Origin of the sequence: Mycobacterium adipatum, from assembly GCF_001644575.1 — a bacterium.
In the GTDB taxonomy this organism is placed as follows: domain Bacteria; phylum Actinomycetota; class Actinomycetes; order Mycobacteriales; family Mycobacteriaceae; genus Mycobacterium; species Mycobacterium adipatum.
In genome coordinates this window covers 1,931,631-1,957,005 of the sequence record NZ_CP015596.1, presented here as the reverse complement: position 1 = coordinate 1,957,005, position 25,375 = coordinate 1,931,631, and the positions used below count along the sequence as shown (strand labels likewise).

Annotated in this window: 25 protein-coding genes; 13 read left to right on the top strand and 12 right to left on the bottom strand. The window is 67.7% G+C overall.

Features of this window, described 5'->3' with window-relative positions:
• Nucleotide 1: 1 nt before the first annotated feature.
• The gene (locus tag A7U43_RS09345; protein WP_067993913.1) at nt 2-1,114 is read left to right on the top strand and encodes a 3-beta-hydroxysteroid dehydrogenase; all 1,113 of its coding nucleotides are present in this window, start codon (nt 2-4) and stop codon (nt 1,112-1,114) included.
• A 13-nt stretch (nt 1,115-1,127) separates the two neighbouring features.
• The gene (locus tag A7U43_RS09340; RefSeq protein ID WP_067993910.1) at nt 1,128-1,883 is read left to right on the top strand and encodes an alpha/beta fold hydrolase; all 756 of its coding nucleotides are present in this window, start codon (nt 1,128-1,130) and stop codon (nt 1,881-1,883) included.
• A 96-nt stretch (nt 1,884-1,979) separates the two neighbouring features.
• On the opposite strand, the gene A7U43_RS09335 is transcribed toward A7U43_RS09340, so the two are convergent.
• Nucleotides 1,980-2,432, bottom strand: a complete 453-nt coding sequence (locus A7U43_RS09335) for a DUF5994 family protein (RefSeq protein WP_067993907.1) — start codon at nt 2,430-2,432, stop codon at nt 1,980-1,982.
• Nucleotides 2,433-2,803: 371 nt separating this feature from the next.
• On the opposite strand from A7U43_RS09335, the gene A7U43_RS09330 reads away from it, so the two are divergent.
• The 6 genes from A7U43_RS09330 (at nt 2,804) to A7U43_RS09305 (ending at nt 9,263) form a co-directional block, all read left to right on the top strand.
• On the top strand, nt 2,804-4,348 hold the full coding sequence (locus tag A7U43_RS09330) for an arylsulfatase (protein ID WP_067993905.1): 1,545 nt from the start codon (nt 2,804-2,806) through the stop codon (nt 4,346-4,348).
• A complete protein-coding gene (locus A7U43_RS09325) occupies nt 4,345-5,262 on the top strand; it encodes an HAD family hydrolase (RefSeq protein ID WP_082902394.1) in 918 nt (305 codons plus the stop codon). The genes A7U43_RS09330 and A7U43_RS09325 overlap by 4 nt, the downstream gene beginning before the upstream one ends.
• Entirely contained in the window at nt 5,255-6,136 is an 882-nt protein-coding gene (locus A7U43_RS09320) for a formylglycine-generating enzyme family protein (protein WP_197499983.1), read from the top strand. The genes A7U43_RS09325 and A7U43_RS09320 overlap by 8 nt, the downstream gene beginning before the upstream one ends.
• 86 nt (nt 6,137-6,222) lie before the next feature.
• Nucleotides 6,223-7,290, top strand: a complete 1,068-nt coding sequence (locus A7U43_RS09315) for an NAD-dependent epimerase/dehydratase family protein (RefSeq protein WP_067993900.1) — start codon at nt 6,223-6,225, stop codon at nt 7,288-7,290.
• Nucleotides 7,257-8,036, top strand: a complete 780-nt coding sequence (locus A7U43_RS09310; RefSeq protein WP_067993897.1) for an SDR family NAD(P)-dependent oxidoreductase — start codon at nt 7,257-7,259, stop codon at nt 8,034-8,036. Before A7U43_RS09315 ends, A7U43_RS09310 begins: the two co-directional genes overlap by 34 nt.
• A gap of 21 nt (nt 8,037-8,057) precedes the next feature.
• Nucleotides 8,058-9,263: an AI-2E family transporter gene (locus A7U43_RS09305; RefSeq protein ID WP_067993895.1), complete on the top strand. Its 1,206-nt coding sequence runs from the start codon at nt 8,058-8,060 to the stop codon at nt 9,261-9,263.
• On the opposite strand, the gene A7U43_RS09300 is transcribed toward A7U43_RS09305, so the two are convergent.
• Nucleotides 9,260-9,907: a DUF4245 domain-containing protein gene (locus A7U43_RS09300; protein WP_067993894.1), complete on the bottom strand. Its 648-nt coding sequence runs from the start codon at nt 9,905-9,907 to the stop codon at nt 9,260-9,262. The genes A7U43_RS09305 and A7U43_RS09300 overlap by 4 nt on opposite strands.
• Nucleotides 9,908-9,963: 56 nt before the next feature.
• Here A7U43_RS09300 and glpX point away from each other — a divergent pair, with 56 nt between their 5' ends.
• Together glpX and A7U43_RS09290 are read left to right on the top strand one after the other, a co-directional pair.
• Nucleotides 9,964-10,992, top strand: a complete 1,029-nt coding sequence (gene glpX / locus A7U43_RS09295; protein WP_067993892.1) for a class II fructose-bisphosphatase — start codon at nt 9,964-9,966, stop codon at nt 10,990-10,992.
• A gap of 28 nt (nt 10,993-11,020) precedes the next feature.
• Nucleotides 11,021-12,427: a class II fumarate hydratase gene (locus tag A7U43_RS09290; RefSeq protein ID WP_067993890.1), complete on the top strand. Its 1,407-nt coding sequence runs from the start codon at nt 11,021-11,023 to the stop codon at nt 12,425-12,427.
• Nucleotides 12,428-12,510: 83 nt separating this feature from the next.
• Here A7U43_RS09290 and A7U43_RS09285 read toward each other — a convergent pair whose 3' ends face one another.
• Complete coding sequence (locus A7U43_RS09285; RefSeq protein WP_067993887.1) at nt 12,511-12,987, bottom strand: PRC-barrel domain-containing protein; 477 nt, start codon at nt 12,985-12,987, stop codon at nt 12,511-12,513.
• A gap of 37 nt (nt 12,988-13,024) precedes the next feature.
• On the bottom strand, nt 13,025-13,885 hold the full coding sequence (locus A7U43_RS09280) for a polysaccharide deacetylase family protein (RefSeq protein WP_067993886.1): 861 nt from the start codon (nt 13,883-13,885) through the stop codon (nt 13,025-13,027).
• A 137-nt stretch (nt 13,886-14,022) separates the two neighbouring features.
• Here A7U43_RS09280 and A7U43_RS09275 point away from each other — a divergent pair, with 137 nt between their 5' ends.
• On the top strand, nt 14,023-15,228 hold the full coding sequence (locus A7U43_RS09275) for an integrase core domain-containing protein (RefSeq protein WP_067993882.1): 1,206 nt from the start codon (nt 14,023-14,025) through the stop codon (nt 15,226-15,228).
• Nucleotides 15,229-15,317: 89 nt separating this feature from the next.
• Here the strand turns inward: A7U43_RS09275 and A7U43_RS09270 are convergent, their stop codons facing one another.
• The 4 genes from A7U43_RS09270 to A7U43_RS09255 all read right to left on the bottom strand — a co-directional run bounded on the left by A7U43_RS09270 (nt 15,318) and on the right by A7U43_RS09255 (nt 20,398).
• The gene (locus A7U43_RS09270; protein WP_067993877.1) at nt 15,318-16,631 is read right to left on the bottom strand and encodes a PhoH family protein; all 1,314 of its coding nucleotides are present in this window, start codon (nt 16,629-16,631) and stop codon (nt 15,318-15,320) included.
• Between the two features lie 198 nt (nt 16,632-16,829).
• Nucleotides 16,830-17,660: an acyl-ACP desaturase gene (locus A7U43_RS09265; protein WP_067993874.1), complete on the bottom strand. Its 831-nt coding sequence runs from the start codon at nt 17,658-17,660 to the stop codon at nt 16,830-16,832.
• A 56-nt stretch (nt 17,661-17,716) separates the two neighbouring features.
• On the bottom strand, nt 17,717-19,171 hold the full coding sequence (locus A7U43_RS09260; RefSeq protein WP_067993871.1) for a glycine hydroxymethyltransferase: 1,455 nt from the start codon (nt 19,169-19,171) through the stop codon (nt 17,717-17,719).
• 33 nt (nt 19,172-19,204) lie between these two features.
• A complete protein-coding gene (locus A7U43_RS09255) occupies nt 19,205-20,398 on the bottom strand; it encodes a DUF885 domain-containing protein (RefSeq protein ID WP_067993868.1) in 1,194 nt (397 codons plus the stop codon).
• Nucleotides 20,399-20,428: 30 nt separating this feature from the next.
• Between A7U43_RS09255 and coaA the strand changes: the two genes are divergently transcribed.
• On the top strand, nt 20,429-21,361 hold the full coding sequence (gene coaA, locus A7U43_RS09250) for a type I pantothenate kinase (RefSeq protein WP_067993865.1): 933 nt from the start codon (nt 20,429-20,431) through the stop codon (nt 21,359-21,361).
• 11 nt (nt 21,362-21,372) lie between these two features.
• Here coaA and A7U43_RS09245 read toward each other — a convergent pair whose 3' ends face one another.
• From A7U43_RS09245 to A7U43_RS09235, 3 genes are all read right to left on the bottom strand, one after another.
• Nucleotides 21,373-21,777: a hypothetical protein gene (locus A7U43_RS09245; RefSeq protein ID WP_067993862.1), complete on the bottom strand. Its 405-nt coding sequence runs from the start codon at nt 21,775-21,777 to the stop codon at nt 21,373-21,375.
• 262 nt (nt 21,778-22,039) lie between these two features.
• Nucleotides 22,040-23,398 carry a hypothetical protein gene (locus A7U43_RS09240; protein ID WP_067993859.1) on the bottom strand — a complete coding sequence of 453 codons (1,359 nt, stop codon included), beginning with the start codon at nt 23,396-23,398 and terminating at the stop codon, nt 22,040-22,042.
• Nucleotides 23,399-23,402: 4 nt separating this feature from the next.
• A complete protein-coding gene (locus tag A7U43_RS09235) occupies nt 23,403-24,200 on the bottom strand; it encodes a (2Z,6E)-farnesyl diphosphate synthase (RefSeq protein ID WP_067993857.1) in 798 nt (265 codons plus the stop codon).
• A gap of 56 nt (nt 24,201-24,256) precedes the next feature.
• Here A7U43_RS09235 and trhA point away from each other — a divergent pair, with 56 nt between their 5' ends.
• On the top strand, nt 24,257-24,994 hold the full coding sequence (trhA, locus tag A7U43_RS09230; RefSeq protein ID WP_068002263.1) for a PAQR family membrane homeostasis protein TrhA: 738 nt from the start codon (nt 24,257-24,259) through the stop codon (nt 24,992-24,994).
• Nucleotides 24,995-24,998: 4 nt separating this feature from the next.
• Here the strand turns inward: trhA and A7U43_RS09225 are convergent, their stop codons facing one another.
• The gene (locus tag A7U43_RS09225; protein ID WP_067993853.1) at nt 24,999-25,367 is read right to left on the bottom strand and encodes a nuclear transport factor 2 family protein; all 369 of its coding nucleotides are present in this window, start codon (nt 25,365-25,367) and stop codon (nt 24,999-25,001) included.
• Between the last annotated feature and the right edge of the window lie 8 nt (nt 25,368-25,375).

The following is a 25,375-nucleotide window of genomic DNA, read 5'->3' as shown; positions in this document are numbered from 1 at the left end:
CATGGGAGACCCAACACTGCGCACTGACCTGGGCCGAGTCCTGGTGACCGGCGGGTCCGGCTTCGTCGGCGCCAACCTGGTGACCACACTGCTCGACCGCGGCCTGCAGGTCCGCTCGTTCGACCGGGCCCCGTCCCCGCTGCCCGCGCATCCGAACCTGCAGACCGTCGTCGGCGACATCACCGACACCGGCGATGTGGCCGCCGCCGTGGACGGTATCGACACCGTCATCCACACCGCCGCCATCATCGACCTGATGGGCGGGGCGTCGGTCACCGAGGAGTACCGCAAGCGCAGTTTCGGCGTCAACGTCGAAGGCACCAAGAACCTGGTGCACGCCGGGCAGGCCGCGGGTGTCAAACGCTTCGTCTACACCGCGTCCAACAGCGTGGTGATGGGCGGCCAGGACATCCAGAACGGCGATGAAACACTCTCGTACACAGGCCGGTTCAATGACCTGTACACCGAGACCAAGGTTGTCGCCGAGCAGTTCGTGCTGGGCTGCAACGGCGAGCACGGCATGCTGACCTGCTCCATCCGGCCCAGCGGCATCTGGGGCCGCGGCGACCAGACGATGTTCCGCAAGGTATTCGAGAACGTGCTGGCCGGGCACGTCAAGGTGCTCGTGGGCAACAAGAACATCAAGCTCGACAACTCCTACGTGCACAACCTGATTCACGGTTTCATCCTGGCCGCCGAGCACCTGGTGCCGGGCGGATCAGCCCCGGGCCAGGCGTATTTCATCAACGACGGCGAACCGCTGAACATGTTCGAGTTCGCCCGCCCCGTGGTCGAGGCCTGCGGGCGCAAGCTGCCGAACTTCCGGGTCTCCGGCAAGCTGGTGCACAAGGCGATGATGGCCTGGCAATGGCTGCACTTCAAATACGGCATCCGCGAGCCGCTGGTCGAACCCCTTGCCGTGGAACGGCTTTACCTGAACAACTACTTCTCGATCGCCAAGGCGCGCCGCGACCTGGGGTATGAGCCGCTGTACACCACCGAAGCAGCGATGGCCGAATGCCTGCCGTACTACACCGAGCTCTTCCGGCAGATGGAATCGCAGGGCTCCGAGCCGGTGGTGGCGGCTGCCGCACCGGTGCCACCGAACGGCTGATTTACTTCCACCCATGCCGCAGTTCCGCATCGCCACCCATGGAGATGCCCGTATCCGCTATCTGGACTCCGGCGGCGACGACCGTGGCGCCCCCGTGGTGTTCGTGCCCGGGTTCACCTGCGTGGCAGAGGACTACATCGCGGTGCTGCCGCTGTTCGGCCGGCGCACCGTCGTCGTCGAACTGCGCGGCCATGGACGCAGCGTGGCGCCCGGCGGACCGTACGACGCGACAGCACGCGCAGGTGACATCGGAGCCGTCATCGACGACGTGACCGCCGGCCCGGTGCACCTGATGACCTTCTCCCGCGGCACGTCCTACGCGCTGACCTGGGCGCTGGCTCATCCGGACCGGGTCCGGTCCATCTCGATCGGCGACTACCTGCCCGAGGAGATCGCGCTGCCCGAGCAGATCGCCATGGGTGTGCTGGACGGACGCTGGCGGGGCACACCGGTGCACGAGCGGGTCGACCGCAACGCTGCGGTCGCGACGTTCGCCGCCGCGGTGTCGCGGTCGATGTGGGAACCGCTGGCGCAGTGGGGGCCGCCACTTCTGGTGGTGCGCAGCCCCAACAGCCCGATCATCGACGCGGCGGCATGGGACCGCTACCGCCGGTCGTTCCCCGATGCGCGGCTGTACGAATTCCCCGACTCACCACACGACATCTTCCGCCCGGACCGGGGCCGGTACCCCGCGCTGGTCCGTGAGCTCGCCGAATGGGCCGATGCCGAGGGCTCAGACACCGTCCCCAGAGCTGGACAAGGCCGGTGACGCTGTAGCGCCCCGGCCTCTGGCTTCCCGCGCGGCGTCTACAGTGCCGGGGAAACGTGAGGCCCAGGTTACGGTACGAAACGCCCGCGACCCAAATCAGCCCAGGTGTTCGCGCGCCGCCGGATGGCCTCCGACAAGGGCGCGCAGCATCCGCACCGTCATCGGAATCGTGGTGCTCTCGACCCGCTTGAGCAGGTCGCACGCATGGTCGGCGTCGGTCTGCGGCGGCACCACATAGAGCAGGGCATTGCGGGTGTGGGTGCCGGTCAGATAGATGGTGTCGCTGGCCACCAGCGAGTAGCGGTCCACCGAGATCACCGTCGTGCCCCGGATGATGCGCGACGGCGCCGACGGAAACAGGCTCGGGTCATACAGCACGCGCGAGACCGGCCCGAGCCAGCGGCCCATCACCGAGATCAGATCCGGCAGCGTGGCCTTGAGGTCGTAGGCAGACGGCCACCAGGCACCGTCGACGGTGCCGCGTTCATCGGTGCGACCGCAGATCGCGAGCCGGGTGGCGGTTGGATGTTCGGCGGTGACATCGACCATCGGCGATGCTCCCATCACTATCAGAGCGACCGCAGACGGCAACCGACGGATCGGGCACGCGAGGAACCCACGATTCCTCCAGCGTAGACCGCGAACCGGAGATGGCGGACGCGGCCCACAATCACCGTGAAACCCAACCCGATACGCGCCGCCCGTGCCGAGTGTGCCGATCCTGCCCGCCGGCGCCGGCCGGCTCCTAGTATTCCCGGCAGGCGCGTTGCCGATCAGAGGAGGCATCATGGCCCGGCGAGAGGCTCCCCATCCTCGTACGGAGACCTCCGGACAGCTCTGCGCCGCCGGCCCGCGCCGGGGCGCCCGGGCGTCGATCGCAATGTAGAGACGCGCACGAACCCCGAGCAAAGGACTGACCTGTGCCGACATCTCAACCGAACATCCTGGTCATCTGGGGCGACGATATCGGCATCTGGAACCTGAGCTGCTACAGCCGGGGAATGATGGGGTATCAGACCCCCAATATCGACCGGATCGCCAAAGAGGGCATGCTGTTCACCGACTCCTACGGTGAGCAGAGTTGCACGGCCGGCCGTGCCTCATTCATCACCGGGCAGAGCGTGTATCGCACCGGGATGAGCAAGGTGGGCATGCCCGGCGTCGACGTCGGCCTGCAGAAGCAGGACCCGACCATCGCCGAACTGCTCAAGCCGCTGGGGTACGCATGCGGCCAATTCGGCAAGAATCACCTCGGCGACCTCAACAAGTATCTGCCCACAGCGCACGGGTTCGACGAATTCTTCGGCAATCTGTACCACCTCAACGCCGAGGAGGAGCCCGAGCATGAGGACTACCCCACCGCCGAGGAGGCGCCGCTGCTGCGCAAGGCATTACTGCCCCGCGGCGTCATCCACTCCTGGGCGACCGAGGAGGATTCCGGCGAGGTCGATCCGCGGTACGGGCCGGTCGGCCGACAGCGCATCGAGGACACCGGCCCGCTGACCAAGAAGCGGATGGAGACCATCGACGACGAGACCACGGCCGCCTGTGCGGATTTCATCAAGCGCCAGCACGCGTCGGACACTCCGTTCTTCGTCTGGATGAACACCACCCACATGCATTTCCGCACGCACACCAAGCCGGACAGCGTCGGCCAGGCCGGGCGCTGGCAGTCGCCGTATCACGACACCATGGTCGATCACGACGGCCATGTCGGCACGCTGCTCGACCTCGTCGACGAACTCGGGATCGCCGAGGACACCATCGTCATCTATTCCACCGACAACGGCCCGCATGCCAACAGTTGGCCCGATGGCGCCACCACCCCGTTCCGCAGCGAGAAGAACACCAACTGGGAGGGCGCCTTCCGCATCCCGGAGCTGATCCGTTGGCCCGGCCGCATCGCGCCGGGAACTGTTTCGAACGAGATTGTCCAGCACCATGATTGGCTGCCGACGTTCCTGGCGGCCGCCGGTGATCCCGATATCGTCGAGAAGCTCAAGGTCGGCCATCGGGCCGGCGAGGAGACCTTCAAGGTACACATCGACGGTTACAACCTGCTGCCCTATCTCACCGGCGAGGTCGACAAGAGCCCACGCCGCGGAATGATCTACTTCTCCGACGACGGTGACGTGCTGGGCATCCGGGCCGACAACTGGAAGATCGTCTTCATGGAGCAGCGTTGCCAGGGCACCCTGGAGGTGTGGTTCGAACCGTTCACCAAATTGCGGGCCCCCAAGTTGTTCAACCTGCGCACCGATCCGCTCGAGCGCGCCGACGTCACCTCGAACACCTACTGGGACTGGGTCATCGACAGGCTCTACCTGATGTTCTACGGGAGCGCGATCGTCAATCAGTTCCTGGAGACCTTCAAGGAGTTTCCGCCGCGCCAGGAACCGGCGTCGTTCACCATCAGCAATGCCGTCGAAGAGTTGGAGAAGTTCCTGGCCGGCCGGGGCGACTGACGGTGGCCCTGCAGTCCTGGCAGGACGGGCCCACCAGGTCGGCGATCATCGAGTTCGTGGCGCGGGTCTCCCGCGAGGTCGACCCGGTCGAGCGGGTCGCGGTGTTCGACAACGACGGCACGCTGTGGTGTGAGAAGCCGATGTACATCCAACTCGATTTCATCGTGCGACGGCTGGCCGACAAGGTGGCCGCAGATCCGTCACTCGCCGAGGGACAGCCCTATCTGGCGGCGCACAACGGCGACCTGCAGTGGTTCGGCGGTGCCATCACCAAGCACTACCAGGGCGATGACACCGACCTGAAAACTCTTGCCGCGGCGGTGCTCTCACTGCACGACTCGGTGAAGGTGGAAGATCACGCGGCCGCCGTCGGCACCTTTTTCGCCGAGGCGATGCACCCCACTCTGCACCGCCGGTACCTGGAGTGCACCTATGCGCCCATGGTGGAACTGCTGCGCTATCTGGCCGATCACGAGTTCGCCTGCTACATCGTGTCCGGCGGTGGTCGCGACTTCATGCGCCCGGTCACCAGCCAGATCTACGGCATTCCACCCGAACGGGTCGTCGGCAGCGCCCAGGGCCTCAAGTTCGTCGGCGCCGACGGGTATGGCGATCTGCTGCTGCAACCCGCACTGGACATCTGGGACGACGGCCCCGAGAAGCCGGTGCGCATCTGGAACCGCATCGGGCGCCGGCCCATCTTCGCGGCGGGCAACTCCAACGGTGACGACGAAATGCTGATGTACACGGGCGCCCAGGACGGGCCGTCGCTGAAAATGCTGGTGCACCACGACGATGCCGAGCGCGAATTCGCGTATACCGCAGGCGCGGAACGCGCCCTCGGCCATGCCGAGCAGTACGGGTGGACCACGGTCAGCATGCGCGATGATTGGGCGACCGTCTTTCGTGACTGACACCGATCTGGTCTGGGTCCCGGCGCAGACGACGACACTCGGCTCCGACGCCCACTATCCGGAGGAAGGACCGGCACGTGAGGTGACCGTCGACGGTTTCTGGATCCAGCGCCACCAGGTGACCAACGCCCAGTTCGCGGACTTCGTGGAGGCCACCGGCTACCGAACCGTCGCCGAACGGCCGGTTGATCCCGCCGACTACCCCGGCGCACCCGCGGAGAACCTGGTCCCCGGTTCGATGGTGTTCCGGCGCACCGCGGGACCGGTGGATCTGCGGCACCTCAGCCAATGGTGGACGTGGACGCCCGGGGCCTGCTGGAACCATCCACGCGGACCCCGTTCCTCGCTCACCGACCGCGACCGGCACCCGGTGGTGCACATCGCGTTCGAGGACGCCGCGGCCTACGCGGCCTGGGCCGGGTTGTCGCTGCCCAGCGAAGCGCAATGGGAGACCGCGGCCCGCGGCGGGTTGCCCGGCGCCACCTACACCTGGGGTGCGGACCCGGAGAAACCCGGTGAACGCCGGGCCAACTATTGGCATGGTGAATTCCCCTACCTGCCGGAATCCGGCTACGGCACCACGCAGCCGGTCGGGAGCTTCGAGCCCAACGGCTACGGCCTTTTCGACATGGCGGGCAACGTGTGGGAGTGGACCACCGACTGGTACGCCGAGGACCGCACCACCGGACCCTGCTGCGTCGCCGACAGTTACGACCCCGCGCAACCGCAGTTCAGGATCGGGCGCAAGGTCATCAAGGGCGGGTCCTTCCTGTGCGCGGACAGCTACTGCATGCGCTACCGTCCGGCCGCGCGGCGACCGCAGATGGTTGATACCGGGATGAGCCATATCGGGTTTCGCTGTGTCGGGAACTGACCTGCCGGCGCGCCGACGGTGACCCGCGCACACACGGTCCGTTCGCTAATGTTGGAACACGTTCTAATACTCGTGATGGAGCCTGTATGACCGAAACCGTTTTGGTGACCGGAGCCTTCGGGTTGGTCGGGTCGGCGACCGTGCAACGCCTTGCCGACGACGGTCGGTCGGTGGTGGCCACCGACCTGGACACCCCGGCCGCCCGGAAGGCGGCCGACTCGCTGCCGGTGGGCGTCACCGTGCGCTGGGCCGACCTCACCGATCCCGCCGCCGTCGGCGCCCTGGTCGACGAGGTGTCCCCGTCGGCGGTCATCCATCTCGCGGCGGTCATCCCGCCGTTCATCTACCAACGCCGCGGGCTTGCCGAGCGCGTCAACGTCGAGGCTACCGCCAGCCTGGTGCGTGCCGCCGAAAAGCTCTCCAGTCCACCACGTTTCGTGCTGGCGTCCAGTATCGCCGTGTACGGGTCACGCAATCCGCACACGGTCTCGGGAGTGCTGACCGCCGACACCCCGGTCAACCCCGCCGACATCTACGGCGACCACAAGGTCCAAGCCGAGAAGATCGTGCGCACCTCGGCACTGGACTGGGTGATCCTGCGACTCGGCGGTGTCCTCACCGTCAGCCCGGGCTCCTACATGAAGATGGACAATTTCTCCTTCGAGGGCATGCTGCCCACCGACGGCCGGTTGCAGACCGTCGATGTCCGCGATGTGGCACGCGCCTTCGCCGCGGCCACCACCGCCGACGCGGTGGGCGAGACGTTGCTGATCGGCGGCGACGACGCCACCCACCGCCTGCTCCAGGGTGACGTGGCCCCGGCGATGGCGGCGGCGCTCGGGCTGGTGGGCGGTCTGCCCACCGGGCTCAAGGGTGACCCGGCCGACGATGACGGCTGGTTCAACACCGACTGGATGGACACCACCCGCGCCCAGCACGTCCTTGGCTTCCAGCACCATTCGTGGCCCGACATGCTGATCGAGACGGCCGAGCACGCCGGCATCACACGACCGCTGCTCCGGGTGGTCGCACCGCTGGTCAAGCAGGTCCTCAAGCGGCGCACGGCGTATTACGGCACCGGCTTGCGGTACGCGAACCCGTGGCAGGCGATCGCCGACAAATGGGGCGATCCCCGACCGGAGGCTCACCAGTGAGGACTGCGGTGGTGATCGGCGGGGCATCCGGTATCGGCTGGGCCTGCGCGCAGGCCCTGGCCGGCCAGGGCTACCGCGTCGTGGTCGCCGACCGTAACGCCGAAGGTGCCGCAGCCCGGGCCGCCGAACTCGGCGACCCGCACTCGGCAGCCGCCGTCGACGTCGTCGACGAAGACTCGGTGGCAACACTTTTCGAGCAGACCGGGAACATCGATGCCGTGGTGAGCTGTGCCGGCTTCTCCAATATCGGGCTGATCGTCGACCTCGCGGTGCAGGACTTCCGGGCCGTCGTCGATGTCTGCCTCACCGGCGCCTTCATCGTCACCAAGTACGCCGGCCGGTATCTCAACGACGGCGGTTCACTGGTCTCGATCTCCTCGCTGAACGGACGCCAACCCGCCGCCGGCATGAGCGCCTACTGCTCGGCCAAGGCCGGGCTCTCGATGCTCACGCAGGTCGCCGCGCTCGAGCTGGCCGCGCGTGGAATCCGGGTCAATGCCGTCGCACCCGGATTCGTGCACACCCCGCTGACCGAAGGCGCGGCCCTGGTGCCCGGCGTGGTGGAGGAGTACGTGGAGAACACGCCGTTGGGCCGAGCGGGCACCCCGGCCGACATCGCGGAAGCCGTCGTGTTCCTCACCGGGGCGTCCTGGCTCACCGGCGAGGTGCTCGATCTCAACGGTGGGGCGCACATGAAGCGGTACCCGGATCTGCTCGGCCACATCATGAAGCTCGCGCAACCGTGACAGAACCTGTCAAATAGACCCGTGAAAACGGAGTTCACCCTCAGCCAGAAGCGGGCCCTGGCGATCGCCACCGTCATGGCGATCGTCTTCGGCGCCTACTTCCTGCGCGGCTACTTCATCCTCATCGTGGTCGCGGCGGTGGTGGCCTATCTGTTCGACCCGCTCTATGAGCGGCTGCGCGGCCGGTTCAGTGCCGGCCTGTCGGCCACCGTGACCCTGTTCGCGGCGCTGGCCATCGTGATCATTCCGATCAGCGGTGCGGTCGCCATCGGCGTCGTGCAGATCACCACCATGGTGCGCAGCGTCGCCGACTGGGTGGGCAGGACCGACCTGAGCACCCTCGGGGACCGGTCACTGGGGATCCTCAACGAACTGCTCGACCGCCTGCCGTTCCTCAAGAGCACCGACATCACCCCCGAGCAGCTGCAGGGCTGGGTGATCACCTTCGCCCAGCGCGCCGGCGAGTGGGGCCTGCATTTCCTGCAGGGCGCGGCCGGCGGCCTGTTCGGCGGCCTCACGTCCGCGATCATCTTCCTGTACGTGTTCATCTCGCTACTGGTCAACGGCGACGACCTGCGGCTGCTGATCCGCAGGCTCAACCCGCTCGGCGAGGAGGCCACCGACTTGTACCTGGCCAAGATGGCGGCCATGGTGCGCGGGACCGTGCGCGGCCAGTTCGTCATCGCGCTGGCCCAGGGCACCGCCGGCGCCATCTCGATCTACATCGCCGGCTTCCACGACGGGTTCTTCATCTTCGCCATCCTGCTGTCGGCGCTGTCGGTGATCCCGCTCGGGGGCGGCATCGTCACCATCCCGTTCGGGATCGGTCTGGCGATCTTCGGCAACATCTGGGGCGGCATCTTCGTCATCGTCTTCCACGTCATCGTGGTCACCAACATCGACAATGTGCTGCGCCCGATCCTGGTGCCCAAGGAGGCCAAACTGGATTCCGCGCTGATGCTGCTGTCGGTGTTCGCCGGGATCACCATGTTCGGTTTCCTGGGCATCGTGATCGGGCCGGTGGTGATGATCGTCATCGTCACCACGATCAGTGTGTACCTGTGGGTCTACCAGGGGGTGCCGATGGACATGGGCACCGAGGCGCTCGAGGATGAACCCGAAAAGCCCAGTCGGCTGCGAAGTCTCATCGCGCGGGCCCGCGCGGCCCGGCGCCAACCCGTGGTTGCGGCGCCGGTGCCCGGCGAGGGCCCCGAACCGAAGGACTAAACCGGCAGCGGAGCTTGGCTCTGCACGGCTTTGGCCAGCGTGCGGAAGTCGTCTTGGGACCCGGCGCCGGTGATCGCGATCTGGGCTTGGCCGGTCTGCATACGGGTGGTCCAGATCGGCTCTCCCTCGCCGGGCTCGTAGACCACCCAGGTCACCCCGTCGACGTCCTGTGCGCCGGTGGGCACGGCCTCGGGATTCAGGTGACCGACCAGGCGGGCCTCGTCGGCGTTGCTCTGCGTGAGGCTCAGATACATCTTGCTCGGGGCGATATAGCCGACCCGCGAGGTCACCGCCCGGACGGCTTGTCCGGTCGCCGGGTCGGTGCGCCCGCCGTCGATACTGCCGCGACCACCCGAGTTGGCCTGCCACCCGGCCGGCAGCTGCGGCAGCCGGATCGGGATCTTGAGCACCTCGGCGTCGGCCTGGAGCGCGGCCGGGGCGTCGAACTGCGGGATGTCACCCTGACCGGGACCGTTGGGCGCGAACGTGCACATACCGAGTACACCGGCCAGCACGATGCAGATCAGCACCAGGGGGGCCATCGACCAGAACATGTCGCGGCCGTCCTGCAGGAGGCGGTCCTTGGCGGGCCGGGGAACCGGCACCATCACCGGCGCGTCGGGGTCCGGTTCCGGGGTGGTCATGACAGCCAGTATCCCAGTTCCCAAACTTTGATCCGCTAATGGGACAATCTGCACTCATGACGCCTTCGCGCCGGGAAGCCCCAGACCGCAACCTCGCCCTCGAACTCGTCCGAGTCACCGAAGCCGGAGCCATGGCCGCGGGCCGCTGGGTCGGTCGCGGTGACAAGGAGGGTGGGGACGGGGCCGCCGTCGACGCCATGCGTGAGCTGGTGAACTCCGTGTCGATGCGCGGTGTGGTGGTCATCGGCGAGGGCGAGAAGGACAACGCCCCGATGCTCTACAACGGTGAAGAGGTCGGCAACGGAGACGGGCCGGACTGCGATTTCGCGGTCGACCCGGTCGACGGCACCACCCTGATGAGCAAGGGCATGCCGAACGCCATCTCGGTGCTCGCCGTCGCCGAACGCGGGGCCATGTTCGACCCGTCCGCGGTGTTCTACATGCACAAGATCGCCGTCGGCCCGGATGCGGCCGACGTCATCGACATCACCGCCCCGATCGCCGAGAACATCAAGCGCGTCGCGAAGGTGAAGAAGTCCAGCGTCGCCGACCTCTCGGTCTGCATCCTGGACCGCCCGCGGCACGCTCAGCTGATCGCCGACGTCCGCGACGCCGGCGCCCGCATCCGGCTGATCTCCGACGGTGACGTCGCCGGCGCCATCGCCGCGTGCCGGCCAGGTTCGGGCACCGACCTGCTCGTCGGCATCGGCGGTACCCCCGAGGGCATCATCGCCGCCGCCGCCATCCGCTGCATGGGCGGCGCCATCCAGGCCCGCCTGGCCCCCACCGATGACGACGAGAAGCAGAAGGCGCTGGACCGCGGCTACGACCTGGACCGGGTGCTGCACACCGAGGATCTGGTCTCCGGGGAGAACGTGTTCTTCTCGGCCACCGGTGTCACCGACGGCGACCTGCTCAAGGGCGTTCAGTACTCCGGCGGCGGTGCCACCACCCAGTCGATCGTGATGCGCTCCAAGTCCGGCACCGTCCGGATGATCGAGGCCTACCACCGGCTGGCCAAGCTCAACGAATACTCCGCGGTGGACTTCACCGGGGATTCGTCGGCAGCACACCCCCTCCCCTGACCCGCACAAGAACCAGAAAAGGACCCTGATGACCGACAGCGACGTCGAGTACCGCATCGAGCACGACACCATGGGCGAGGTGCGGGTGCCCAAGAACGCACTCTGGCGCGCCCAGACCCAGCGGGCGGTGGAGAACTTCCCGATCTCGTTCCGCCCCTTGGAGCGCACCCAGATTCGGGCGATGGGCCTGCTCAAGGGCGCGTGCGCCCAGGTGAACAAGGACCTCGGTCTGCTGGCCGCCGACAAGGCCGACGCCATCATTGCCGCCGCCGCCGAGATCGCCGACGGCCGCCACGACGACCAGTTCCCCATCGACGTCTTCCAGACCGGGTCGGGCACCAGCTCCAACATGAACGCCAACGAGGTCATCGCGAGCATTGCCGCGGCTAGCGGCGTGACGATCCACCCCAACGACGATGTCAACATGTCGCAGAGCTCCAATGACACCTTTCCCACCGCCACCCATATCGCGGCAACCGAAGCGGCTGTGCGCCACCTGATCCCGGCGCTGGAGATCCTGCACGAGTCGCTGGCCGCCAAGGCCCGCCAGTGGCGCACCACCGTCAAGTCCGGCCGCACCCACCTGATGGATGCCGTGCCGGTGACCCTGGGCCAGGAGTTCGGCGGCTACGCCCGCCAGATCGAGGCCGGCATCGAACGGGTCAAGGCCACGCTGCCCCGCCTCGGTGAGCTGGCCATCGGCGGCACCGCCGTCGGCACCGGCCTGAACGCTCCGGACGGTTTCGGCGCCAAGGTGGTCGCGGTGCTGGTGGACCAGACCGGCATCGCCGAACTGCGCACCGCCGCCGACTCTTTCGAAGCCCAGGCTGCCCGCGACGGGCTCGTCGAGGCCTCCGGCGCACTCAAGACCATCGCGGTGTCGCTGACCAAGATCGCCAACGACGTGCGCTGGATGGGCTCGGGCCCGCTGACCGGTCTGGGCGAGCTGCAACTGCCGGACCTGCAGCCGGGCAGCTCGATCATGCCGGGCAAGGTCAACCCGGTGCTGCCCGAGGCCGTTACCCAGGTGGCCGCCCAGGTCATCGGCAACGACGCCGCGGTCACCGTCGGCGGACTGTCCGGGGCTTTCGAACTCAACGTCTACATCCCGATGATGGCCCGCAATGTGCTGGAGTCCTTCACGCTGCTGGCCAACGTCTCGAAGCTGTTCGCGGTCAAGTGCATCGACGGGCTGGTCGCCAACGAGGCACACCTGCGCGAGCTGGCCGAGTCCTCGCCGTCCATCGTGACGCCGCTGAACTCGGCCATCGGTTACGAGGAGGCCGCCAAGGTCGCCAAGGAAGCCCTCAAGGAGCGCAAGACCATCCGCCAGACCGTGATCGACCGCGGCCTGATCGGGGACAAGCTGTCCGAGGAGGAGCTGGACCGCCGCCTCGACGTGCTGGCGATGGCGAAGGTCAAGCCGGGCGAATAGCCGGCATCCGCCGAGCAGACACGAATGGCCGCCAAAACCCCGGTTTTGGCGGCCATTTGCGTCTGCTCGCGCGCCCGGGCGTCCTAACGGCTCGGCTCCGGCTCCTCGAAGGTGTCGGGATGCTGATTCTCCGCCGGGTCGGCCACATTCCACGCGGCCGTGTTCACCGCGGTGCCGCCGATACCCGCGGCCACCGAGGCGATGTTGAGCGCGGTCGAATGCGGCGCCGGCGGTTCGGGCGCGTCGGGCTGCGGCTCGTCGAGGCGGTAGTGCCGGGACAACTCGGCGGCCTCATCCACGGTGACGCCCTCGCCGCCCATGGGCTTCGGGGCGTCCTTGACGGCGGCCTTGGTGACGGTGACGGTGACCGACCGGCCCTCCTGCCGGGAGCCCGTGAGCGGGATCAGCGCGTGCGTCTTGCCGAACAGACCCATGCGCACCGCGGCCCACCGGGGTTCCCGGCTGCGCCCGTCGACGAACAGTTTGCCGATTTTGCCGATCTTGTCGCCCGACACGTCGTACGCGGTGGCGCCGACGTATTGATCCACCAGACTCGTCATGCCCGCAGGAGTAGCCGCCGCGGTGCGGTGACAAACCTCATGCCCCGTTGTTGGGTCCCCCGGAGTTGGCGTTCGGGATGTCGGTGATCGGGAAGTTCGGCATCGGCGGCGGCGACGAGGTGGCGGGCAGCGCCGGGATCCCGTCCGCCGGGATATCACGCAAATCGTTTGCGGGTGGACCGTTTTCGCGGCTGCCGTACAGGCTGCCCGGGGCGCGCGGGCCGAGCAGCTGACTGACCGTGACCAGGTGATAGCCGTTGGCCTTGAGCACCGGGATGAACTGGTAGACCAGGTCCACGGTCGAGGAGTAGGTGTCGTGCAGCAGCACCACCGAACCCGGTTTGATCTGGGTCATCAGGATCTGGCGGCTGGCAGCGAGGTTGGCGTCGTTGGCCCAGTCGAACGGGATGACATCCCAGTTGATGTCGGCCAGCCCCTGTTTACCGGCCTCGGCGAGCACCTGATCGTCGACAAGGCCGCCCGCGGTGCGCACCAGCGTCGGGCGCTGACCCGTTGCGGCCTCGATGGCCGCGTTGGCCTTGCTGAACTGGGCCGGGATGTCCTCGACAGGGATCGCTGTCATGTTGGGGTGTTCCCAGGTGTGGCTGCCGATCTCCATGCCGGCGTCGGCGATGCGCCGCGCACCGGCCGGATCGGCGGCCACCTTGTTGCCGATCAGGAAGAAGGTGGCCTTCGCGTCATTGTCGGCCAGCACCTTGAGCAACCGGTCGGTGTACGGGCCGGGCCCGTCGTCGAACGTCAGCGCCACACACTTCTGCACGGTGCAGTCGACGGTGTCGGCGTCCGCGCGGCGGATGTGACCGCTCAGCGCGCCCGCCACCACGATCAGCACGGCGGCAACGGCCCCCGCCACCGTCCACAGCCAGGCCCGTTTCACGCTGGCAGCCTACCGAACCCCGCGATTTGTGGAGTCTCAGCCGTAATGGTTGCGGTGTCCGGTTTCGGGACATCGCTGACACATGTATGTCTCGGGACATCGCTGACACCTGAGTAGGGCCGCGACCAGGATGGTTCATGGCCCAGAAGGTGACGGCGATGGACATTCGCATGGCTGCGGCGTTGGCCGGGCAGATCGACAATGTGGCGGAGTTCTGCCGCCGCGAGAACATCTCCCGAGAGACGTTCTACAAGTGGCGACGACGGTTCCTGCAGCACGGCCTGGCCGGGCTGCAGGACCTGTCGCGGCGCCCGCGTCGGTGCCCAGGGCAGAGCAGCGCGGTGGTAGAGAAGCTGGTCCTGGATCGCCGGCAGCGGTTGCTTGACCAAGGCGTTGATCATGGGCCGGAATCCATCGTGTGGTCACTGCGCGACGACAGTACTGTCGATGCCGCGCTGGTGCCTTCACGATCGACGGTGTGGCGGATCCTGACTCGCCATAGCATGATCACCCCGCAGCCGCAGAAACGGCCGAAATCAGCGACCAAACGCTTCTGCTTCACCCGACCCAACGAGTGTTGGCAGTCGGACTGGACGCAATGGCAACTCGCCGATGGCACCCACGTCGCGATCGCAGGCACCCTCGATGATCACTCCCGGTACCTGGTCGGGCTGCACGCGGCCACCGGTGATGCCGACGGGGAGCTGGTCTGGGCAGTCATCATGGCCGGTATCTGGGAGTGCGGGATTCCGGCAATGTCGTTGACAGACAACGGCTCCGTTTACACCGGTCGCCTGCGCGGCCACGAGTCAGCCTTCGAGATCAACCTGCGCACGCTGGGGACCCAGACCATCAACTCCACCCCGTATCACCCGCAGACCTGCGGCAAGATCGAACGGTTCTGGCAGACCCTGAAGAAATGGCTGCGGGCCCAGAGGGCGCCGATGACCATCGCTGAACTCAATACGCTTTTGGACGCGTTCCGCGATTTCTACAACCATCACCGTCGCCACCGTGCCCACCGCGGGGTGACGCCGGCGGCCGTATTCAGCGCCACCGTATCCGCTCGCCCAGCACCCCGGCCGCTGCCGGGACCGGTCTTTGTCACCTGCAACGTCGTCGATAAGAAAACCGGACGACTCAACGTGGGCCCCTACGACGTCAATGTCGGGCTGCGGTGGGCCGGGCACCAATGCCACGCCATCCGCGACGGCGACCACATCACGATCTTCAGCGGAAACCGACTCGTGCGCACACTGGTCGCCAACCCCAAACGCAGATATCAACCCGGCGACAAGACCACCCGCAGCTATCGCACTCGCGAGCCCCAACCGGCACCATAAGTGTCAGCGATGTCCCGAGACATATGTGTCAGCGATGTCCCGAGACACGACACCGTAACCATTACGGCTGCGGCTCCACAAATCACTTCTCAGGGCAGCGCGTCGGGGGTGATCTCCTCCAACATCTCGGTGACCAGCGCCGCGATCGGGGAACGCTCGCTGCGCATCAGGGTGATGTGCGCGAACAGCGGGTGCCCCTTGAGCTTCTCGATGACGGCCGCGACACCGTCGTGCCGGCCGACGCGCAGGTTGTCACGCTGGGCGACATCGTGGGTGAGCACCACCCGTGAACCCGAACCGAGGCGGGACAGCACCGTCAGCAGCACGTTGCGTTCCAGCGACTGCGCCTCGTCGACGATCACGAAGGAATCGTGCAGCGACCGGCCGCGGATGTGGGTGAGCGGCAGCACCTCCAGCATCCCGCGGCTGAGCACCTCCTCGAGGACGGCCGGGCTGGCCAGACCCTCCAGGGTGTCGAAGACCGCCTGCGCCCACGGGCCCATCTTCTCGCTCTCGCTGCCCGGCAGGTAACCGAGGTCCTGCCCACCGACCGCGTACAGCGGGCGGAAGACGACCACCTTGCGCTGGGTGCGCCGTTCGAGCACCGCCTCCAGTCCGGCGCACAGTGCCAGCGCCGATTTGCCGGTGCCGGCCTTGCCGCCCAGCGACACGATGCCGACGGACTCGTCGAGCAGCAGATCCAGCGCCACGCGTTGTTCGGCTGACCTTCCCCGGAGGCCGAACACCTCGCGATCACCGCGCACCAACTGCACCCGTTTGTCCGCGTTCACCCTGCCCAGCGCCGAGGAGCCGCCGCCGAGCAGCCGCACACCGGTGTGACACGGCAGGTCTCGCGCCTCGGCCAGATCCAGGTCACCGTCGGCGAACAGCGTGTCGATGTCCTCGCCGGACACGTCGAGCTCGTCCATCCCGGTCCAGCCCGAGGTCACGACGTCCTGGGCGTGGTACTCGTCGGCGTCCACCCCGACCGCACCCGCCTTGACCCGCAGCGGGATGTCCTTGCTCACCAGGGTGACGTTCTTACCCTCGGCGGCCAGGTTGGCCGCACACGTCAGGATGCGGGCGTCATTGGTGTCGGTGCGGAAGCCGACCGGCAGGACGGTGGGGTCGCTGTGGTTGAGCTCGATGTGCAGCACGCCACCCTGGCTGCCGACGGGAATCGGCTGATCCAGCCGCCCGTGTTTCAAGCGCAGGTCGTCGAACAGCCGCAGGGCCTGGCGGGCGAACCAGCCAAGTTCGTGATGGTGCCGTTTGGCCTCCAGCTCGCTGATAACCACGAGAGGGACAACCACCTCATGCTCGGCGAACCGTGTGCATGCCCAGGGATCGGACAGCAGCACGGAAGTGTCGAGCACATAGGTCCTGATCGGCGAATCGGTCACGAGGCGCTCCTCAACCTCCGCGGCCCCGCGGAAGCGTTTCGGCGGGCACCGCGGTACCGAGGACCGGGGCCGGTCCCGTTCTCGCGAAAAGATCGGTACCGCCCGGACAGCAAAGCAATTCGCTAGCCATCGGAATCGACGCTACCCCCGCCGAAGCAGGACCGCCTGACGGCGCGCCGGGTCAACCGGCACAACAGGTTACGCGCCGGTGAACTCTCGTAACTCTGGTTCCTCGGCGACACCCCAGGCGGCAATCCGGTCGGCGATCACGGCACGTCGGGCGGCCTCGTCGAAGATGCCTGCCTCGGCGACGACGGCGCGTTTGTCGGCGTAGGCCTCGATGTCACCGCCGACGACCTCGAACGCGGCGGCCCGGCGCGCGATGGCGGCGACGGTCTCGGCACGGGTGTCGCCGGCCAGGCAGTGCGCCACCAGGTTGGCGAAGAACTCCTCATGGCGTTCCTCGTCGGCGGCGATCCGGCCGATCAGGCCCTTCAGCGTGGGCTCGGTGATCTGCGCCTGCAGATTGCGGGTGAACACGGCGTGCGCGCGTTCGAACAGGGCCATGAAGACCAGGGTCTCGATCTGGGTGAAACGGTCGGCCCGGTAGCCCTTCATGACGTGCTCGACGCGCACATCCTCGTTGGCGGCGGGGTCGATCTCCCGGGTGACCACCAGGTAGTTGCGCAGCGCGATGGCGTGCAGGTGCTCCTCGGCGGTCCAGCGACCGATCCAGCGGCCCCACTTCTCCTCGAGAATGAAGTGCTCGACGATCTCGCGATGGTGCGCGGCCAGATTGTCCTTGGTGATGAGCAGGATCTCGCAGGCATCGGTGATCGGCTTGGGCAGCGTCACATCGGAGGGATCCCAGTCCTTACCGCCGAGGAACGCAAAGTTCTCGCCCTGGTCGAACGGCACGTAGTCGTGGCCGTACCAGGGTTCCTCGGTGGCCAGATGGCGCGACAGGTTCTCCGCCACGACCGGCTCGAGCTCAAGGATCAACGCGTTGGCAACGGGTTTCTCAGCCATAAAAGTAACTGTAACCCGCATTCACACGTTTTTAAAATCCGCCCGCCCGGCGTGTTCTACAGCGTCAATCCCGGATAGAGCGGGTTGGCCGCCAGGATCTCGGCGGAGGCGGCGTGCACCCGGTCGGCCACACCGTCGGCGGTGGTGTACTTCGCCTTCGACGAGCCCTCGGCGGCCGTGTTGGACAGCACGTCGACGACCAGCTCGGCGACCTTGTCGAACTCGGCGGCGCCGAAGCCGCGGGTGGTGAGTGCCGGGGTGCCGAAGCGGATGCCGCTGGTGTACCAGGCGCCGTTCGGGTCGGCCGGGATGGCGTTGCGGTTGGTGACCACGCCGGCGTCCAGCAGCGCCGACTCGGCCTGCCGGCCGGTCAGCCCGAACGAGGTGACGTCGAGCAGCACCAGGTGGTTGTCGGTGCCGCCGGTGACCAAACGGGCGCCGCGCTTGGTGAAGCCCTCGGCCAGCGCCTGGGCGTTGTCGGCGACCGCCTGGGCGTACTCGCGGAACGCGGGCTGACGGGCCTCGGCCAGCGCGACGGCCTTGGCGGCCATCACGTGCGAGAGCGGTCCGCCCAGCACCATCGGGCAGCCCTTGTCGACGGCGGGCGCGTACTCCTCGGTGGCCAGCACCAGGCCGCCGCGCGGTCCGCGCAACGACTTGTGCGTGGTGGTGGTGGTGACATGCGCATGCGGCACCGGGTCCTCGTCGCCGGTGAAGACCTTGCCGGCCACCAGACCGGCGAAGTGCGCCATATCGACCATCAGGGTGGCACCCACCTCGTCGGCGATCTCACGCATCTTGGCGAAGTTCACCCGGCGCGGGTAGGCGGAGTAGCCGGCGACCAGGATCAGCGGCTTGAACTCGCGGGCCGCGGCGGCCACCGCGTCGTAATCGATGAGGCCGGTCTGCGCGTCGGTGCCGTAGCTGCGCTGATGGAACATCTTGCCCGAGATGTTGGGCCGGAAACCGTGGGTCAGGTGTCCGCCGGTGTCCAACGACATGCCCAGCAGCCGCTGGTTGCCCAGCTTGGCGCGCAGCTTCTCCCAGTCCTGCTCGGACAGGTCGTTGACGTGTTTGGCGCCGAGTTCGGCCAGGCCCGGAGCCTCGACCCGGGTGGCCAGGATCGCCCAGAACGCCACCAGGTTCGCGTCGATGCCCGAGTGCGGCTGCGCGTAGGCATACGGGGCGCCGAACAGTTCGCGGGCGTGCTCGGCGGCCAGCGCCTCGACGGTGTCGACGTTCTGGCAGGCCGCATAGAAGCGGTGCCCGATGGTGCCCTCGGCGTACTTGTCGGAGAACCAGGTGCCCATGGTCAACAGCACGGCCGGCGACGCGTAGTTCTCACTGGCGATCAGCTTGAGCGAATCACGTTGATCGGCAAGCTCTTTGCGGGTTGCGGCGGCAATGCGGGGCTCAACCGACTCGATCACGGCCAGCGCGGCCCGGTAGGCCTCGCTGGCGGTGGCGGCGTATTCGACACCCGGAGCGGTCAACGACGAGTCGGCAGTCATGGGCTCAGCTTATCGCCCGGCTCCGACCCTCAGTTACCGCAGGCTGGACGGGATCAGCGGCTCGTCGAGCAGCCTGGTGAAGCGCTCGGTCAGCGACACCTGCGCCGGCCGGTCATCGATCCACGCCCGCAGCAACCGGTACCCCTCGACATAGGTGCTGGTGTATGCGCGCCACAGCGGGGAGGACAGGAACCGCAGCATCTGCCGGGCCCGTTCATCGTTGACCAGCAGCCAGCGGCTCAGATATGCCGCCACCTCGTCGGCGTCGCGGTGTTCGTCGTGCAGCATCAGTGCCGCGTCCTGGCGCACATCGGCCAGTGCCGCGGCGGCCTCGGAGATGGCCGCCGACCGCTCACCGTCGAACCGCAGGCCCAGATCGGCGTAGATCTCCGCCGCCCAGGCGCCCCAGGACGGTCCCTGCACGGCGTAGAGCGCCAGGTCCGCCAGCCCCTCGGCCATCAGGCATTGCGGGGTGTTGACCAGGAAGATGGTCTGCTCCTGCTGATTCTGGGCGGCCACCAGACCTGCCTCCTTGCGGCAGTGCTCGGTGTGGTGGCCCGGATAGGACTCGTGCGCGACGAGGCGCGGCAGGTTCGACATCTGCTGTTTGAGGTCGGCGTTGACCGCGACCGTCGAGGTGTAGTCGCCCAGGTAGTAGTTGAAGCCCGACCACGGTTTGTCGGTGACCACCTCGTAGGTGATCGTCTCGGTCTCGGGCAGCGGAAAGGTGGCGCGCACCGTGTCGCGCAGCGCCGAGGAGAACGCGTGGATGCATTCCTCCAGTCGCTCCGGCGGGATCTCCTCACCGGCGCGGTAGGCCTGCAGCCGCGCAGCCAACGGCCCGCTGCCGCCCAGGGCTTCGTCGAGCTTCTGGTGGGCGTCGCGGTAGCCGTCGGGGTCGCCCTTGACGATGTCGACGTCGAAGTACTCGCGCACCTCCTCGACGAACCCGACCTCCTCGCCGGCGAACTTGCGCCCGGCGCAGGCCAGCGCCTTCAGATGCGCGGCCAGATAGTCGGCGCGCTGGGCGTCCAGGCCGGCGGCCGGCACCTCGGCCAGCAGCCGCCGGGCGGTGCGGGCCAGCTCGGCCGGGTCGGGTGCGGGTTCGTCGGCGACCCGCTGGCGCAGCGCCGGGTCGCCGACGAACGAGTCGACGTATCCCTCCTCGACCCGGTCGAAGCGCAGACCGAGCAAGAGATATTCGTCAATGAGGGTGCTGGCGTCCATACCGTCAACCGTAAATGCAAGACTTGCGATATGCCGCGGCCCAGCGAGCCGAGCCCATATGTGGAGTTCGACCGGACCCAATGGCGCTCGTTGCGTATGTCGACCCCGTTGGCCCTGACCGAAGCCGAACTCCTCGGGCTGCGCGGCCTCGGCGAGCAGATGGACCTGGCCGAGGTCGAGGACGTGTACCTGCCGCTGGCCCGACTGCTCCATCTGCAGGTCGCCGCGCACCAGCGCCTGTTCGCCGCGACCGCCGAGTTCCTCGGCGAGCAGAACCCGGACCGGCCGGTCCCCTTCGTCATCGGCGTCGCCGGCAGCGTGGCGGTCGGTAAGTCCACCACCGCGCGTGTACTCAAGGCCCTGCTGGCCCGCTGGGAGCACCACCCCCGCGTCGACCTGGTCACGACCGACGGGTTCCTCTACCCCAATGCCGAGCTGCAGCGACGAAACCTCATGCACCGAAAGGGTTTCCCGGAGAGTTACGACCGCCGGGCCTTGATGCGGTTTGTCACCGCGGTGAAATCGGGCGCCGACAAGGTCTGCGCGCCGGTGTATTCACACCTGATCTACGACATCGTCCCGGGTGAGAAGCAGATGATCCGCCAGCCGGACATCCTCATCCTCGAGGGTCTCAACGTGTTGCAGACCGGCCCCGCGCTGATGGTGTCGGACCTGTTCGACTTCTCGCTGTACGTCGACGCCCGCGTCGAGGACATCGAGCAGTGGTACATCTCGCGATTCCTCTCGATGCGGGCCGGCGCGTTCGCCGACCCGGCCTCGCACTTCCACCACTACTCGACGCTCACCGATGAGCAGGCGGTGTTCGCCGCCCGCGACATCTGGCATTCGATCAACCGTCCCAACCTGATCGAGAACATCCTGCCGACCCGGCCGCGCGCCACCCTGGTGTTGCGCAAGGACGCCGATCACTCGATCAACCGGCTGCGCCTGCGCAAGCTCTGATCTCGCTCGCTTCAGATGCGGCGCACGCCGACGTACTGCAGCTCGGCCATCACCAGGGTGTAGGCGCCGGTGCCGAGCGTCAGGATCACCCCGGTGGTGGTCAACGGCCAGACGCCGGCGAGCACCACCACCACGGTGAGCACGCTGAAGAGCAGGTTGCCGATGGCCAGCAGCAGCCCGGCTGTGCGCACGGCCGGCCGCGCCGCCAGCGCCAGCACAATGGCGCTGAACACGACGAAGAACGCGCCGGTCGCGTATTCGACGGTGGCGGTGGTGCCCGACACCTCGGCCACCTGACGGGCCAGGAGCAGGAGCCCGACGCCGGCGGCGCCACTGATCACCGCATCGGCGCGCATGGCGAGACGCAGGAAGGAGTCGGGTCGGGTGGATACGGCAGGGGCGGTGATGGCGGACATGGAGCTTCCTTTCGGGGGAACCAGTGAATGCGGCGGTGTCTCAGACCGGTGCGGGCGCCTCCGCGAGCCTCGACACCCGGGCACCTGCACCCCGGATGCGCGGGACACCCCGCACCGGTGGGTCGGACGAACTTCTGACGTCTTCGACCCTGCTCGCCGGGCACTGCCAGCTCGACGCCGGACGCTGCCAAGCACTGCCAACCGCAGGTCACGCCGATGCGGCCGAGGGACGAGGCCTAGGAGAAGAGGCCTCGGGTGGAGGTCAGCGAGCCTGCGCCAGCAGCCCGCCGCGCAGATCGGCGGCGATGACGCGGGCCGCCGCGTTCTGCCAGTTGTGCAGTGAGCGCTGCGGCACCTCGGTGACCAGCCACTGCCAGGCCTGCCGCGCCACCGGATCCAGGCCGGCCGCGGTCGCATTCTGCGCATAGGCGCGCACGCCGACGACGTAGGGAAAGTACAGCGAGTTGTAGTGCCGCCACTGTTCGCTGGTGCCGAAGTCGCCACCGTCCCGCGGTTTGAGTGCGGCGATGCGGTCGGCGAGCAACGCCTTGAGTTCGTTGGCCCGCTCCAGCGGCTGATCCGCCGCCCCACGGGCCGCCAGCCGCTCGTCGATGGCCGGCAGCGCGGTCAGCGGGCTGGCCACCAGTTTGGACAGATCGCCGTAATGCCCCAGCGCGCGCCGGGTCAACCTGGCGAAGGTGTCATCGTCGAGCTCGTCGAGCGGGTTGTGCGCCCGCAGTGGCAACGCCGCCTCGGTGCTGCGCAGGGCGGCGCGCTCGGCGCGCAGCGCGGGTGAGCGCGAGAACACCAGCCGGTCCAGCACACCGGCCAGCGGGTCGGCCAGCACGTTGATCGTGATGGCGATGGCCAGGCTGGTGAACAACAACACGGTCAACGCGGTCGTCGCCGAAGGGCCCGCGACCGCCAGCCCGATGACCGCCTGTCCACCGAACAGCGTCGCGATCGCCGCCGTGGCGATGAAGGACCGCAGCATGTCCGCGCGCAGCGCCTGTCCTTCGTCGAAGGCATCCCAGAGCGCCACCGCGACGCCGAGCAGTGCCACGTCGAAGCCGGTGGAGGCCAGCGCCAGCCAGCTCGGCAGCAGACCGAGCGGGATCACCAGGATCGCGTTGCCGAGCGCGAAGAACAGGGTGGCCACCAGGACGAACCGCACCACCGGCACCGGTTGGGCAGGGCGCAGCACCGCGGTCACCATGGCCCCCAGCGACGGCACCGAGACGGCGGCGAACATCGCCCAGTGCCCGGCGCGCAGCGGCCCCGACACGCTGCCGGCCAGGGCTGCGCCGGTGAACGCCACCGCCGCCACCGCGCAGACCAGCACGATCTCGCGCACCCGACCGCGCCCCGTCTCGCCCGGCCGGGACAGTTCGGCGAGCACCGCGAACCAGAAGATGCCCGGCAACGCCACCAGGTAGATCTCGATCCGGCCCAACGCAGCGGATTCGGTACTCACCCGCACGGCGTCGAGGGCCACGACGGCGGCGAAACTCGTCAACCCCGCGGCGGCCAGCACCAGCACCGGCTTGCGCGGATCTCGCGCGAGCAGATACAACCCGAGCCACCAGCTGAGCGCGAAGACCACTGCCGACAGGCCCGCCATCGGGCTACCTGCCGTGCCTGCGGTGCCGCATGGTGTAGTCGCGCAATGCGCGCAGGAAGTCCACCCGGCGGAACGCCGGCCAGTGCGCCTCGGTGAACCACATCTCCGAATAGGCGCTCTGCCACAGCAGGAATCCCGAGAGTCGTTGCTCACCGGAGGTTCGGATGACCAGATCGGGATCGGGCTGGCCCGAGGTGTACAGGTTCTCCGAGATGGCGTCGACGGTGACGGACTCGATGAGCTGTTCGGCGGTGGCGCCGTTGGCCAGTTCCTTGCTCAGCAGGCCGCGCACCGCATCGACGATCTCCTGCCGGCCGCCGTAGCCGACGGCGACGTTGACCTGCAACGCACCGGGCGCCGAGGTGCCCACCGTGCCCTCGACGGCGTCGCGCAGCCGGCGCGCCGGCTCCTCGCCGAGCAGCTCCAGGTCACCGACGGTGCGCACGCTCCAGCGGTTGGCCGGGTCGCAGATCTCCTCGACGACATCGGTGATGATCTCGATGAGCGCGGCGAGTTCGTCGGGGTCGCGCTGCAAATTCTCGGTGGACAGCAGATAGACCGTCGTCAGCTCGATACCGGCGGCCTGGCACCAGCGCAGCATCTCGGCGATCTTCGCCGCGCCCTTGCGGTAGCCGTAGCTGACATCGTCGAACCCGGCGTCGCGGGCCCAGCGGCGATTTCCGTCACACAATACGGCGATGTGGCGTGGCAGTTGGGATCTCGATTGCGCCAATTCCCTGCGCAGCCGCAATTCATACAGCCGGTAGGCCGGCTCCTTGAGTCGCGGCGGAATGATCTCCACAGCCAACAAGACTACTGTCATCATGACGCAGTTCCGTGCCACTCATGGGAGGTGACATGTCCACGCCCATCGACTCCGGTCGGCCGTACCGGTCAGCGGCCGTTCCACCGGCCGAGGATCTGCCCGAGGCTTTCGCCGAAGGCGTCGCACAGTTTCTCGGTCGCCCACGGGCCCGTGGCTGGATCCACGTGTACTCCGCGGTGGTCGCGTTCATCGCCGGCGCCGCCCTGGTCGCGGTGTCCTGGTCGCTGGAGTCCACCCGCGCCGGGCTGGCCACGCTGCTCTACACGTTCACCATCGTGGCGATGTTCGCCGTCAGCGGCACCTATCACCGGGTGACCTGGCAGTCACCACGCGCCCGTAAGTGGATGAAGCGCCTCGACCATTCGATGATCTTCATCTTCATCGCCGGCAGCTACACACCGTTCGCGTTGCTGGCGCTGCCCGAATCCAAGGGCATGGTGCTGTTCTGGATCGTCTGGGGCGGCGCCATCGCCGGGGTGTTCCTCAAGATGTTCTGGCCGTCGGCGCCGCGCTGGGTGGGGGTGCCGCTCTACTTGCTGCTGGGCTGGGTCGCGGCGTGGTTCATCGGGCCGATCATGGACGGCGCCGGGCTGGCCGCGGTGGTGCTGCTGATCGTCGGCGGCGCGCTCTACAGCATCGGCGGGGTGCTCTATGGGCTCAAGTGGCCCAACCCGTGGCCGACCACCTTCGGCCACCACGAGTTCTTCCATGCCTGCACCGCCGTCGCGGCGCTGTGCCACTACATCGCGATGTGGTTCGCCGTCTTCTGAGCTGCTAGAGCGTGGTGATGTCGGCGGGTCCCCAGAAGGCCCGCATCGAGGTGATCTGGCCGTCGGCGTTGAAGGTCATCACCTCGATGGGCTCGATGCGCATCGACCCGCCGACGGTGATGGCGAAGACGAAGGCGGCCTCGCTGCCGCCCGCCCGGAAGGACAGCAGCTCGGTCTTCACCTCGACACCGGCGACGTTGTTGTAGAAGCCGGCGATCGCCTGCCGCCCGATGTGCACCTCACCGCCGCCCACCGGATCCTCCAGGGTGGCGTCCTCGGCGTATAGCGCGGCGACGTCCTGCGCGCTGCCGGTGACGACGGTGTCCAGGTAACGCTGGACGAAACCTTGCAAGACATCGGGCTCGAAGCTCATGTGCCGCA